The sequence below is a fragment of the Vreelandella janggokensis genome (genome assembly GCF_031451615.1).
GTDB classification, from domain to species: Bacteria; Pseudomonadota; Gammaproteobacteria; order Pseudomonadales; family Halomonadaceae; genus Vreelandella; species Vreelandella janggokensis.
In genome coordinates this window covers 862,433-875,872 of sequence record NZ_JARWAJ010000001.1, presented here as the reverse complement: position 1 = coordinate 875,872, position 13,440 = coordinate 862,433, and the positions used below count along the sequence as shown (strand labels likewise).

The window sequence follows — 13,440 nt, the reverse complement described above, 5'->3', positions numbered from 1 at the left end:
TGCCTTCTAAACCAAGCGCTGGCACCCTTCCCGGGTTGACGATATTGAGGTGAGGTAACTGTATGTGGAGCCTGTTAAGGCTATCGACATTATCGTTCGCAATGATAATGCTTGCGGGGTGTTCAGAGCCCAGAATTGATACCAGTTCAATGCCCGCCGCTGTTGTATCCGTCGAAAAGGTGCGCGACTCACTGCCCCCTTACAAGCGCGACGAATTTGATCAAGCGCTGACCATTATGGCGATGTCATCGTTTAACGGTATCGATATTCTTAACCCAAGGCCGATGAACGCCGCGGAAATCGCCGAGTCGGCCAATGCTTACATGCATGGGCTGACGGGTGATGAAGCGATAGAGAAAGCCAATGAGTTATTGCGTAACCGCCGGGCACGGGAACGAAGTCAGGCGCTGGGCATTCTCTCCCGACTTGAAGAAAAGCAGGCTAATGCGGAGCATGACCGCGAACAACGGGCTCAGGTGACCCTCGACAGCGCCGATTTTTACATGAGCACAAGCCCCTATGGAGCGCTGGAGCCGGTTATTGAACTGGAGGTCACCAACGGCTCTGACCAACGTATCTCGGAACTGTCACTCAGAGGCGTTGTCAGCAGTCCTGGTCTCGAGACACCCTGGGTCGATGAAGCGTTTTATTACGTGATTCCCGGCGGTTTAGCCCCTGGCGAAAGCGCCCAATGGAGTTTGGCGCCCAACCGTTTTGGCCCCTGGGGTAACCGCGAGATTCCCGATAATGCCCAGTTCGATGTCACCATCGAAGGCCTGCACGACGCCGAGGGCGACCCGCTTTGGGATACGCCCCCGCTTAGCGAGCAACAGCGAGAGAGACTCGATGAGTTGCGTGAGGAGTATGGCGACATGACCGCTCATTCCGGCGAGCAGTAAGGGCCCTCTCAAGGGCCTTGACTTTATATCAGTCGATCAAATCTACGTCTGGGTAGCCTATAAGGTACAACACCGCATCAATATCGAGATGTGAAATGGCTTGGCGCGCCTGTGCCCGCACCATGGGTTTGGCGCGGTAAGCAATGCCCAGGCCGGCTTTAGCGAGCATTTTGAGATCATTGGCGCCATCGCCCACCGCAATCGTCTGGTCGAGTGTCAAACCTTCACGCAGAGCAATGGTTTCCAGCAGTTCAGCTTTGCGGTCTGCGTCGACAATCGGCTCGCGCACCTCGCCGGTGACCTTGCCATTCTCGATCACCAGCTCGTTGGCATGGACCTCATCGAAGCCGAGTTTATGCTGTAGGTAGTCAGCAAAGTAAGTGAAACCACCGGAAAGGATGGCAGTGCGATACCCCAGGCGCTTCAGGTTGGCCATCAGCCGTTCGACGCCTTCCATCAAGGGTAGCTCGGCGGCGATCTCAGCCAACACGGACTCGTCCAGACCAGCCAGCTTGCTCATCCGCTCGCGGAAGCTTTGCTGAAAATCGAGCTCACCACGCATCGCCCGCTCGGTTACGTCGGCAACTTCACTGCCCACGCCATGACGATAGGCCAGCTCGTCAATCACTTCAGCCTTGATCAGCGTGGAGTCCATATCGAAGCACACCAGCCGAGGCTTAACCTGTTGTCGCAGGTTTTGCTGAACCGCAATATCCACGTTCAAGGTCTCGCTCAAAACCAGCGCGGCATGACGCAGGGCTTCAAGATCAACATCGGTACCACTCAAGTACAGCTCAAGGCAGTCGATGCGTTCGCCCTGCGCCACATCTGACAGCCGTCGGATGCTGTTTTCCTGCAGGTCAAACTGTACCCTCAAAGCGTCCACCTGGGACTGAATATCCGCGCTTAAACGCGGCGCTAACACGGTTAAAATTAAATCGCCGCTTGCCATCACTTAGTTCCTGTCATTGTTTAGTCCCCTGCCCCTATCCAATCAACCTTTTGGAAACCGCGTGGCAACTTGCTGCCCCGCCGACCTCGCTCGCCGCGATAATAGGCCAAATCATCGGTTTTCAGCGTGAGTTTTCGCTTACCGGCGTGCAGCTCCAGGACGTCGCTGTCTTTAATTACCGCGATGCTGCGCACGAATTCCTCGCGGCGTGCGGCACGCGGACCGGGGATATCCAGCATCTTGTTGCCTTTGCCCTTGGCCATTTCAGGCAACTGATCCAAGGGGAACAGCAATAGCCGACCTTCGTTGGAGACCGAAGCCACCCAAAGTTCTTCGCCCTCAGGCACTTCAACCGGTGCCATCACACTGCAGCCTTTAGGCAGGCTAAGCACCGCCTTACCTGCTTTATTTTTACCGGTGAGCGCTTCCAAACGGGCAATAAAGCCGTAGCCGCCGTCGCTTGCCAGGACAAAACGCCGCTCGGCAGGTGCCAGCATCAAACCGGCCATACGGGCCCCGGCCGACACATTCGCGCGCCCGGTGACTGGCTCTCCCTGCCCCCTCGCACTGGGCAGGTTATGGGCACTGAGCGTATAGGCACGCCCGGTATCATCCAGCAGCACCAAGGGTTGGTTGGTTTTGCCTCGTGCAGCCAACTGGAAACGGTCGCCCGCTTTATAGGAAAGCCCTTCGGGGTCGATATCATGGCCCTTGGCAGACCGAATCCAGCCCTTCTCTGACAGCACGACGGTGATCGGATCAGCCCCGAGAAGTTCGACTTCGGACAACGCCTTGGCGTCGGCCCTGGCGACCAGTGGCGAGCGGCGTTCATCGCCATGCTCTTTACCCGCCGCGCGAATCTCTTTTTCGATCAGCGTGGTCAGCTTGGCTTCACTGCCCAGCAGGCCCTGTAGGTATTTGCGTTCTTTTTCCAGATCATCCTGCTCGCCGCGGATTTTCATCTCTTCAAGCTTGGCAAGATGACGCAGGCGCAATTCCAGAATCGCTTCCGCCTGTCGTTCAGAGAGGCCAAAGGCCGCTACCAATGCAGGCTTGGGCTCATCTTCCTCTCGAATAATGCGAATCACCTCATCGATATTCAGGTAGGCGGTGAGCAGGCCTTCCAGAATATGCAGGCGGTCTTCCACCTTGCCCAGGCGGTGCTCAAGTCGGCGGCGCACCGTCCCACGACGAAAGCGCAGCCATTCGCCCAGCATCTCGGGCAGCGGCATCACCCTTGGGCGGCCATCCAGACCGATCACGTTCATGTTAACCCGCACGTTCTTTTCCAGGTCCGTGGTGGCAAACAGGTGGTCCATCAACGACTCAACGTCAATGCGATTGGAGCGCGGCTCAATCACCAGACGAGTGGGTTCTTCGTGGGTCGATTCATCGCGCAGATCGGCCACCATGGGCAGCTTTTTGGCCTGCATCTGGGCAGCAATCTGTTCCAGCACCTTGGCGCCGCTGACCTGATACGGCAAGGAGGTAATTACAATGTTGGGGCCTTCCCGCTCGTAGCGAGCGCGCAACTTGACCGAACCACGACCGGATTCGTAGAGCTTCCGCAGGTCTTCTTTGGGCGTAATAATTTCCGCATCAGTCGGGAAGTCCGGCGCGGGAATGAAGTCCATCAGATCTGTCGTCGTGGCCTGCGGATTGCGTAACAGGTGACAGGTGGCATCCACGACCTCAGACACGTTGTGCGGCGGAATATCGGTCGCCATACCCACCGCAATCCCGGTGCCGCCATTGAGCAGCACATGCGGCAAGCGCGCGGGCAGCACCAGCGGCTCCTGCATGGTACCGTCAAAGTTGGGCACCCAGTCGACAGTTCCCTGGCCCAGCTCGCTGAGCAGCACTTCGGCAAACTTGGATAGCTTGGCTTCAGTGTAGCGCATGGCGGCAAACGATTTCGGATCGTCAGGACTCCCCCAGTTGCCCTGACCGTCCACCAGCGGATAGCGATAGCTGAAAGGCTGTGCCATCAGCACCATGGCTTCATAGCAGGCACTGTCACCGTGGGGGTGAAACTTACCCAACACGTCGCCGACGGTGCGCGCCGACTTCTTGTACTTGGCGTTGGCATGCAGCGCCAGCTCGCGCATGGCATAGATAATCCGCCGCTGCACGGGTTTCATGCCATCGCCAATGTTGGGCAGTGCACGGTCGAGAATCACGTACATCGAGTAGTCGAGGTACGCTTTTTCGGTGTAATCGCGCAAGGACAAGCGCTCGACGTCGCCTTCCGCTACCTGAATATCCATGGGGTATTCATCCTTTCCTGACAAGCAAAGCCGCCCCGACGGGAGCGGCTATTCCTGCTACACATTGATACTCAATGCGTTAGTAGTTGCTTACGTCATATCAATAACGTCACTGAGGCCCCGAAAGCGGTACCGCTTCCGGGGAGCGTTGATTATCGCGCTGAAAATCATCAAGTAAACTCTTCAGGCGCTGTGCCTGAACAGAAAGTTCGTTGGCCGCTCCTGACGCTTGGCTCACAAGCCCTGCGTTCTGCTGGGTAACCGTGTCCATTTGCGAGACAGCACGATTGATTTCATCAATGCCGTTCGTCTGTTCGCTGGACGCTTGACTGATTTCTGCGATGCGTTCGGCGATTTCTTCAATCGCCGAAACAATTTCCTGCATTGCACCTTCTGCATCACGAGCATAACCGCTACCGGTTTCAATTTGTTGGGACGTGGTCTTGATCAACTCATTGATGTCGCGAGCGGATGTAGCGCTTCTGGAAGCCAGTTCGCGAACTTCACTGGCGACGACCGCAAAACCTCGCCCGTGCTCACCCGCCCGGGCAGCTTCAACGGAGGCATTGAGTGCCAAAATATTGGTTTGAAACGCAATATTTTCAATGACATCGACAATTGAAGAAACCTCTCCCGAGCTTTCATTGATCGCCTCCATCGACTGAGCTAAACGTGCGACCTGTTCGCCACCCCGCCTGACTTTTTCAGTCGCGTCAGTGACGCGCTGATCGGCTTCGTTGGCATTATCAGCGTTGCGCTTAACGGTTGTCGCCATTTCCTCCATTGTGGAAGAAGTTTCCTGAAGCGATGCGGCCTGTTGCTCGGTCCGACTGGACAATTCTGTGTTGCCGGAGGCAATTTCCGTCGCTTCACTGGCAATCACGTCGGATACCTGGCTCACGTCCTCAAACAGGTGTCGTAATTTTTCAGCATAACGGTTCACCGCACTGCGCAACTCGCCAATTTCATCATTACGATAAATCGTCAGTTCTCGACTTGAGCCGCCTTGGCCGAGTTGGTCAATCTGCTCGGTGGTGCTGTGGATTTGACGCAAAAGTATACGTCCACCCCACCAGCCTAACGCCAGCAGCAGGGCCAAAAGGGGAAGGATTACCACCATCAGATCACGCGTCAATGTCTGTGCCAGTGCCGTCACTTTTTCTTGAGGCGTCATGAGACCCAATGTCCAGCCCGTGTCCTGCATATCGAACAAACGAACCGAGGCAGGCTTATCCAGAACGCCTGCTGTTTCCACCTGGACATTTTGACTGCCTGATTCGACAGCCTCGACCACGGGTGAAAGCCAGGGCATATCGCTGGTCAGATCGTCTAACCCTTGCATATCAGCCGTCGCCAGATCCGCACCAGGAAAGTGAATGACCTTGCCTGCTCTATCAAGCACGAAGGCATAGCCCCCGGTTGTGCCACCATTCTCGGCCAGAAATTCGGCGATGCCTTCCAGTTGCATATCGATGGTCGCGACCCCGGCGAACTCATCGTCAAGGTAGTAGGGCACGCTACAGGTTACCATCGCCACCCCGGTAGTTGCGTCGCGATAAGCCGTTGACCAGATACACTGACCTGGCTCGGCATCGCGGGCATTCTGATACCAGGCCTCCTCATGGTAAGGCGCCATATCATCAGCATTATAATCATCCAGGAACTCAATCTCACCTTCAGCATTTCTCGCCCAGAAGAAGCTGAATCGCTCGACCCCGTCTTCAAACGCACCCGGCTCCGGCCAGATACCACCCCCGGCAATGGCTGTATTGCCGCTGTCGTCGACAACCCGTGGGAAGGCTTGACGAAACAACGATTCCTCGCGAGGTAATGACTCTGCGAGCGAGGCAAGACTCGCTGTATTACCTTCCACGCGGGCTAGCTGTGCATTCATTGCGTTGACAATGGATTCACCTGTTCGGTCAACAAGCAATTGGCTTGCCTCTATAACCTGCGGTTGGCCGCGCCATGCCATGACGGCGTAAATACTTGCTGCCATGAGTAGCATGAGAGCAAACGCCGCCAGTGTTAACTGCCTCGAAATGGTATTAAACAAGGACATTCCCCTTTAGTGATGTAAGTGATACTGACTGGCGTACTTTTTTTCAGGTACGCTCTTTATTCACTATCGGCTAATTAATGCCCAACCTTAGCTATTTAATACCAATGCAGGGTTGACACCGTCACTAGACCTCGACGTCAGCAAGGTTGCCGTAATCTTCCAGCCATTTCTTGCGATCGCCGGCACGCTTTTTGGCCAGCAGCATATCCATCATTTCCAGCGTGCCATCCCCTTCATCGAGGGTAAGCTGAACCAGACGGCGGGTTTCCACCGCCATGGTGGTTTCGCGCAGTTGCAGCGGGCTCATTTCGCCCAAGCCTTTAAAACGCTGAACGTTCGGAGTACCACGCTTTTGTGCCAGCTGTTTTAGGATCGCGGCTTTTTCGCTTTCGTCGAGGGCGTAGTGAACCTCTTTTCCCAGGTCAATACGGTAAAGCGGCGGCATGGCCACATAGACGTGGCCCGCGTCCACCAGACTGGGGAAGTGCTTGACGAACAGCGCGCAAAGCAGCGTGGCAATATGCAGGCCGTCGGAGTCGGCGTCGGCGAGAATACAGATTTTGTGGTAGCGCAATTTTTCCAGGTCAGCGCTGCCCGGGTCGGCGCCAATCGCCACCGCGATATCGTGAACTTCCTGCGAGCCGAAGATATCGTGGGTCTCGACTTCCCAGGTGTTAAGGATTTTGCCACGCAGCGGCATTATGGCCTGGGTCTCGCGGTTACGCGCCTGCTTGGCGCTGCCCCCGGCGGAGTCACCCTCGACCAGGAACAGCTCGCTCTGAGCGGGGTCCTGCCCCGAGCAGTCTGCCAGCTTGCCGGGCAGGGCCGGGCCCGATGTCACTTTCTTGCGCGCCACCTTCTTGGCTTTTTTCTGGCGGCGCTGGGCGGCGCTAATCACCAGCTCGGCAAGGGCTTCGCCCTGGTCGACATGGTGGTTGAGCCATAGCGAAAAGGCGTCCTTGAGCACCCCTGACACAAAGCCCGCGATGGTTCGCGACGAGAGCCGCTCTTTGGTTTGCCCGGCAAATTGGGGATCCAGCATCTTGACCGAAAGCACAAAGGAGGCGCGCTCCCACAAGTCATCAGCGGTGAGCTTGATGCCACGGGGTAGTAGGCTACGGTACTCACAGAACTCGCGCAGTGCTTCGAGCAAACCCGAGCGAAACCCGTTCACGTGGGTGCCGCCTTGCGGGGTGGGGATCAAGTTAACATAGCTTTCCAATAGCGCGTCGCCGCCCTCGGGCAACCATTGGATAGCCCAGTCCACGCCGTTTTCATCGTCGTTGAAGTGACCGATAAAGGGCTCGGCTGGCACCACTTCATAACCATCGGTGGCTTCTGCCAGGTAGTCGCGAAGCCCATCGGCGTAGGCCCACTCGGTTTTGGTGCCGTCGGGCTCAATCAGGGTAACGGCAAGCCCTGGGCAAAGTACCGCCTTGGCCCGCAACAGGTGTTTCAGTTTGCCCAATGCCAGTTTAGGGCTATCGAAGTAGCTTTCATCCGGCCAGAAACGCACAAGGGTACCGCTGGCACGCTTGGCCGCTTTGCCAATTTCGCGCAGTTCTTCGACCTTTTCCCCGAACTCGAACGCCATGGCATGGCGCGCACCGTTGCGCGTGACTTCGACATCCAGGCGCCGCGACAGCGCATTAACGACCGACACGCCGACGCCGTGCAGGCCACCGGAAAAACGGTAGCTGTCCGATGAGAACTTGCCGCCTGAGTGCAGTTTGGTAAAGATCAGCTCGACGCCCGACACGCCGTGCTCGGGGTGCATATCGATCGGCATTCCGCGGCCGTTATCCTGCACCTCGATCGCACCGTCGCTATGCAGCACGACGCTGATAGCCGAGGCGTGGCCCGCCAGCGCTTCATCGACGCTGTTATCGATGACTTCCTGAGCAAGGTGGTTGGGCCGCGAGGTGTCGGTATACATACCGGGACGCTTTCGTACCGGCTCGAGCCCCGAGAGGACTTCGATGGAGCTCGCGCCGTACTGGGAGGCATCAAACTGGGTCATGTAACGTCGATTCCTGAAGGGTCATGCACGTATGGATGCTTTCAAAGGGATACAGGATAGCCGAAAAGCAAAATGCTGTATATCCAGCCATATTTATTACCAGGGAAGAGCGCCAGGGATAGCTCGTAGAGGAGGTCATTTGCCAAGGCCGGAAAATGATCCCTTCAATTCCGGCATTTCCGCCATCCATGGCGGTCAGATGGCAAATGTAGCGCCCAAGGATGGGTTCACAGCGCCTCCTCGTAGACCTGTCACCGGCGCTAGCACCGGCTTAATTATCACTCCTGCTCAGCCGCCCAAAAGGCTTCAATCAAGCCGCGGCTGGATGCATCCAGTCGCGACAGGTCACCCTCATGGTCGATAATTTTCCGGGTATCGGTGGCAATCTGCTTGCCCAGCTCCACGCCCCACTGGTCAAACGGATTGATATCCCAGATGACCGCCTGGACAAATACCTTATGCTCGTAGAGCGCAATCAGCGAACCCAGGGTTGCCGGGGTCAGCTTGTCCAGCAGCACCGTGGTCGACGGCTGATTTCCCCGATAGCGTTTATGCGCCGGGCGCGGGCCATCGTCATCAATCGCGTCGTCACCGAGCATCAGTACCCGCGATTGGGCAAAGCAATTGGCCAATGCCAGCCGGTGCTGGGATTTCAGGTGGCGGCGGGTATCCGGGTCTTCCACCTCATCGTAACGCTTAAGCGGCGCGATAAAGTCGCATACAACCGGTTGGGTCCCCTGATGGAGCAGTTGATAGAACGCATGCTGGGCATTGGGCCCCAACTGCCCCCAAAGCACCGGACAGGTGGAATAATTGACCGCCTGCCCCTGACCGGTCACTGACTTACCGTTGGACTCCATCTCCAACTGCTCAAGGTAGGCAGCAAAATACTCCAGACGACCGTCATAAGGCAAAATCGAGTGAGCGCGAATATCCAGGAAGTTGACGTTCCAGATACCCGCCAGCCCGAGCAGAACCGGCACATTTTCAGCCAAAGGCGCCTCCTGAAAGTGACGGTCCATGGCATGGGCGCCGGCTAACAGCTCGCGGAAATTCTCCATGCCCACCACCAGCGCAATTGGCAGACCAATGGTCCCCCAAAGCGAATAACGTCCACCGACCCACTCCCAGAACATCAGTTGATGGTCGGGGGTGATACCCCATTCGCTCATTTTATCAGGGCTTGCCGACACACCGATAAAGTGCTGGCGAATGATCAATTCGTCACTGACCGGATTGGCGCTGGGTAGCTCACCGTGCTTCGACAGCCGCCCTATCAGCCAGTCGCGGGCGGTATTGGCGTTGGACAGCGTATCAATGGTGGTAAACGACTTCGACGACAACACAAATAGCGTGGTTTCGGGGTTAAAGCGCGTCAGGTAATCGGCAAGCTGTGAGCCATCCATGGTCGAGGCAAAATGAACCTCCACTGGGTGAATATCATCAGGACGGTAGTCGGCCAGCGCGTGGGTGACCATCAGTGGCCCTAGATCGGACCCGCCGACCCCCAGATTCACCACGTGGCGGATCGGCTTGCCGGTGGCACCACGCCACTGGCCCGCATGTAGACGCTCTACCAAGCGCTCCATTTGCGACAGGCTTTCATGTACTGCCGTCGCTACGTCTTCCCCTTCCACGTCCAGGCTCGCCCCCGGCGGCAACCGCAGGGCCGTGTGCAAGGCCGGGCGGTTTTCGCTGATGTTGACACGCTTGCCGCTCAGCAGCGCCTCGATCGCCCCAGGCACCCCCGCCTCATCCGCCAGCGCCAGCAGATGCTCAAGGGTATCGTCGTCCCAGCGCTGCTTGGAGAGATCCAGGGTCAAGCCTGCCACCTCGCGCGTAAAGTGCGTCCAGCGGCCAGGGTCGTTGCCAAACAGGTTTTTCAGATGCACATGTTCCAGCGACTGGGCGTGCTGTTTCAGCGTTTGCCATGCGGGTAGCGAATCAGGGGTTGTGCGTGATGATGCAGCCATTTGCCCTCTCCTGTGGCATCGTTCCGTGCTGGGTCTGTTCTGGCTTACCAAGGGCGCGTAAACTACGCAACCTCATTAATAATCCTGGCTTGACCATGAGTGATGCATCTTACCGCGACGCTATCTTTTCGACACCCTTGGATAAAGTGGCAAGGTTCTCCTTTGACGAACAGGTGGTCGCGTGCTTTCCCGACATGATCCGCCGTTCGGTGCCCGGCTACGGGCAAATCCTCGGCATGCTGAGCCTGATCGCCCAGCGACATCTCCGCCACGGCGCCCACGTCTACGATCTGGGCTGTTCGCTGGGTGCTTCGGGGCTGGCACTTGCCGGCGCGCTGCCTGCCGACGCCTTTCGCTATACCGGAATCGATCTTTCCCCCGCCATGGTGAAACAGGCTCGGCAAACGTTTGCCGATGAGTGCGCCGACTATGTCATGCAGGTGGAAGAAGCTGATATTCGTACACTTGAGTATGCGCCTTCGGGGATGATCATTCTCAACTTTACGCTGCAGTTTTTGCCGCCCGATGACCGCGATGCCCTCTTGAGGAGGCTGTTCGATGCGCTCGAGCCCGGAGGCGTGCTGATTCTATCGGAAAAGACTGTCGACGCCGACGAACGCGACAACGCCTGGCGGGTCGAGCGCTACCACGATTTCAAGCGCGCCAATGGCTACAGCGATTTGGAAATCAGCCAAAAGCGTACTGCCCTCGAGAACGTGCTGGTGCCGGACACCCTTGAAGTTCTTCATGACCGCCTGAAGCAAGCCGGCTTTCCGCGCTCGATGACCTGGTTCCAATACCTCAACTTCGCCTCCTTGATCGCCTTCAAGCCATGAGTATCTGGGTCGTCCTGACCGGGGCCGCGCTGGCGCTCTATGTAGCCACCGTTTGGTGGCACTCGCGCAAGCCCTTGCCATCCGGCCTGAGTGTCGAGGGCAAGTGGCGGTCGCCTGTTGCATCGCAGTTGCTTCTCGACGAAACCTTTGTCGATGCCGACGGCCAACGCCACTGCCGACAGCAGATTTTCGACGAGATGTTGCGCCTGATTGGCCAGGCCAAAAAGCTGGTGGTATTGGATATGTTCCAGTTCAACGACCCCGCCGACGACCGCCACGACTGCCATCGCCAGATTTCCGTGGCAATGCGTGACGCCCTGCTGAACCGCAAGCACCAGCGCCCTGATCTCGAGATAGTGGTAATTACCGATCCTATCAACGCCGTCTACGGCGGGCTCGAGCTTAGCCACCATCAAGCACTTGAAGCGGCTGGCATCCGGGTCGCCACCACCGACCTAACGATCGGGCGTGACCCCAACCCAAGCTGGACCGCGCTTTGGCGGCTGAGCTTTCGCTGGCTGCGCCACTCGCCCCGGGCCGGCTGGCTACCCAACCCTATCGGCCAGGGCAAGGTCGGTCTTCGCAGTTACCTGAACCTGCTTAACCTCAACGCCAACCATCGTAAGACCCTGGTAGTGGACGAAGGTGATCGCTGGACCGCCGTGGTCAGCTCAGCCAACGCCGATGACGGCAGCAGCGACTACCGGGACGTGGCGCTGCGGGTCTCCGGCGATACCGCCATCGACCTGCTTGCCTCCGAGTGCGAAATTGCCGCCCTCAGCGGCGTCCCCATCGCCCACGTCCAGCCGACGGCAGCCACTAGCGACAAAAGTGGCGACACTCCGCGCCTACGCCTGCTTAGCGAAGGCGCCATCAAACGCGCTTCGCTGGCGATCATCGACGACGCCCACGCAGACGAGAGGCTCGATATCGAGATACTCTACCTCTCTCACCGTCGCGTGATCGCGGCCGTGGTCAGAGCCGCGGCAAGGGGCGTTAAGGTACGCGTGCTTCTCGACCCCAACCACCATGCCTTTGGCGTCTCCGGCAGCGGTATTCCCAACCGCCAGGCGGCCAACGACCTGATCAACGCCGACATCCAGCTACGCTGGAGTGATACCCACGGCGAGCAGGCGCATGGCAAAGTATTGCTGCGCCATGCTGGCAAGCGCCCCGCCCACCTGCTGCTGGGTTCGGCCAACTATACCCGGCGTAGCCTTAACGACCTCAACTTCGAAGCCAATCTCGAGTGGGTCGCCGACAGCGATGATGAGATTATCCACGAGGCCCGCGCAGCCTTCGAACGCCACTGGCATAATACCGACACCGAGCATTACAGCACCGGCCCCGAGGCTTACCTGGACGCCTCTCGTTGGCGCTACTGGAAGTATCGACTGATGGAAGCCAGCGGCTGGTGCACTTTTTAAGACAGCGAGACACCCATGCCCCACCCCCACCGCGAGCTCTACCACGCCTTTATTGACCAGGGTCTGGACACCTGGCTGGCACGTCTGCCCGAGCAATTGGCTCGCGGCCTCGACCGCAACCGCCACGGCGACTTGCCCGCCTGGGAAAAAGCCGTGGCCAAACTGCCCGCGCTGCCAAGCGAGCGGCGCGTCGACCTGAACAGCGACACCGTGACTGTCGACATTGACCTCACCGACAGCCAGCAGCGCCAGTGCTTCAACCTGCTGAGAAAGCTTGCGCCCTGGCGAAAAGGCCCTTTTCAACTGGGGGGCATTCATATCGACACCGAGTGGCGCTCCGACTGGAAGTGGCAGCGCGTGGCCCCCAATCTGGCACCGCTCGAGTACCGCAAAGTGCTCGATGTCGGCGGCGGCAGCGGTTACCACGCCTGGCGGATGGCCGGGGAAGGCGCCGCTTTTGTGCTGGTGATTGACCCCTCGCCGCGCTTCTACTGGCAGTTTCAGGCGGTACGCCATTTTGTCGGCGAGGCCGACAGCGGGCGGACACAGTTTTTGCCGGTGGGAATCGAGGACGTGCCGGAAAACCTTGGCTTTTTCGATACGGTCTTTTCCATGGGCGTGCTCTACCACCGCCCCGCGCCGCTGGAGCACCTTCAGCAGCTAAAGGCCGCCTTGGCGCCTTGCGGCGAGTTGGTGCTGGAGACCCTGGTGGTGGAAGGCGATGAGCAGACGGTGTTTATGCCCGGCGAACGCTACGCCGCCATGCCCAACGTTTACTTCCTGCCCTCTTCCAAAGCCCTGTGCCACTGGTTAGAACGTTGCGGCTTTACCAACGTTCGCGTGGTGGATGAAGCAGCCACCACCCTTGACGAGCAGCGCTCCACCGACTGGATGACCTACCAGTCGCTGGCCGATTTCCTCGATCCAGACGACCGTACCCGCACCATCGAAGGCTACCCTGCTCCGCGCCGGGCGGTGATATTGGCGAATAAGCCGGGGTAACA

The 13,440-nt window shown here is 58.1% G+C and carries 9 protein-coding genes; 4 read left to right on the top strand and 5 right to left on the bottom strand.

Annotated features, from left to right (window positions below):
- Positions 1-62: 62 nt before the first annotated feature.
- The gene (locus QC816_RS03960; RefSeq protein WP_309781075.1) at positions 63-899 is read left to right on the top strand and encodes a DUF6694 family lipoprotein; all 837 of its coding nucleotides are present in this window, start codon (positions 63-65) and stop codon (positions 897-899) included.
- 28 nt (positions 900-927) lie between these two features.
- Here the strand turns inward: QC816_RS03960 and serB are convergent, their stop codons facing one another.
- From serB to pgi, 5 genes are all read right to left on the bottom strand, one after another.
- Positions 928-1,851: a phosphoserine phosphatase SerB gene (gene serB / locus QC816_RS03955; RefSeq protein WP_085917930.1), complete on the bottom strand. Its 924-nt coding sequence runs from the start codon at positions 1,849-1,851 to the stop codon at positions 928-930.
- A 20-nt stretch (positions 1,852-1,871) separates the two neighbouring features.
- The gene (gene parC, locus QC816_RS03950; RefSeq protein ID WP_085917929.1) at positions 1,872-4,118 is read right to left on the bottom strand and encodes a DNA topoisomerase IV subunit A; all 2,247 of its coding nucleotides are present in this window, start codon (positions 4,116-4,118) and stop codon (positions 1,872-1,874) included.
- Between the two features lie 109 nt (positions 4,119-4,227).
- Positions 4,228-6,180: a methyl-accepting chemotaxis protein gene (locus QC816_RS03945; protein ID WP_254902853.1), complete on the bottom strand. Its 1,953-nt coding sequence runs from the start codon at positions 6,178-6,180 to the stop codon at positions 4,228-4,230.
- A gap of 124 nt (positions 6,181-6,304) precedes the next feature.
- The gene (parE, locus tag QC816_RS03940) at positions 6,305-8,200 is read right to left on the bottom strand and encodes a DNA topoisomerase IV subunit B (RefSeq protein WP_085917928.1); all 1,896 of its coding nucleotides are present in this window, start codon (positions 8,198-8,200) and stop codon (positions 6,305-6,307) included.
- A 278-nt stretch (positions 8,201-8,478) separates the two neighbouring features.
- The gene (gene pgi / locus QC816_RS03935; RefSeq protein ID WP_309781074.1) at positions 8,479-10,173 is read right to left on the bottom strand and encodes a glucose-6-phosphate isomerase; all 1,695 of its coding nucleotides are present in this window, start codon (positions 10,171-10,173) and stop codon (positions 8,479-8,481) included.
- A gap of 95 nt (positions 10,174-10,268) precedes the next feature.
- Here pgi and cmoA point away from each other — a divergent pair, with 95 nt between their 5' ends.
- The 3 genes from cmoA to cmoB are packed head-to-tail and all read left to right on the top strand — an operon-like array spanning position 10,269 to position 13,438.
- Positions 10,269-11,009 (top strand): carboxy-S-adenosyl-L-methionine synthase CmoA, encoded by a 741-nt coding sequence (cmoA, locus tag QC816_RS03930; protein ID WP_085917926.1) that lies wholly within the window; start codon positions 10,269-10,271, stop codon positions 11,007-11,009.
- Complete coding sequence (locus tag QC816_RS03925; protein ID WP_309781073.1) at positions 11,006-12,436, top strand: phospholipase D-like domain-containing protein; 1,431 nt, start codon at positions 11,006-11,008, stop codon at positions 12,434-12,436. The genes cmoA and QC816_RS03925 overlap by 4 nt, the downstream gene beginning before the upstream one ends.
- A gap of 15 nt (positions 12,437-12,451) precedes the next feature.
- A complete protein-coding gene (cmoB, locus tag QC816_RS03920; protein ID WP_309781072.1) occupies positions 12,452-13,438 on the top strand; it encodes a tRNA 5-methoxyuridine(34)/uridine 5-oxyacetic acid(34) synthase CmoB in 987 nt (328 codons plus the stop codon).
- Positions 13,439-13,440 lie beyond the last annotated feature (2 nt).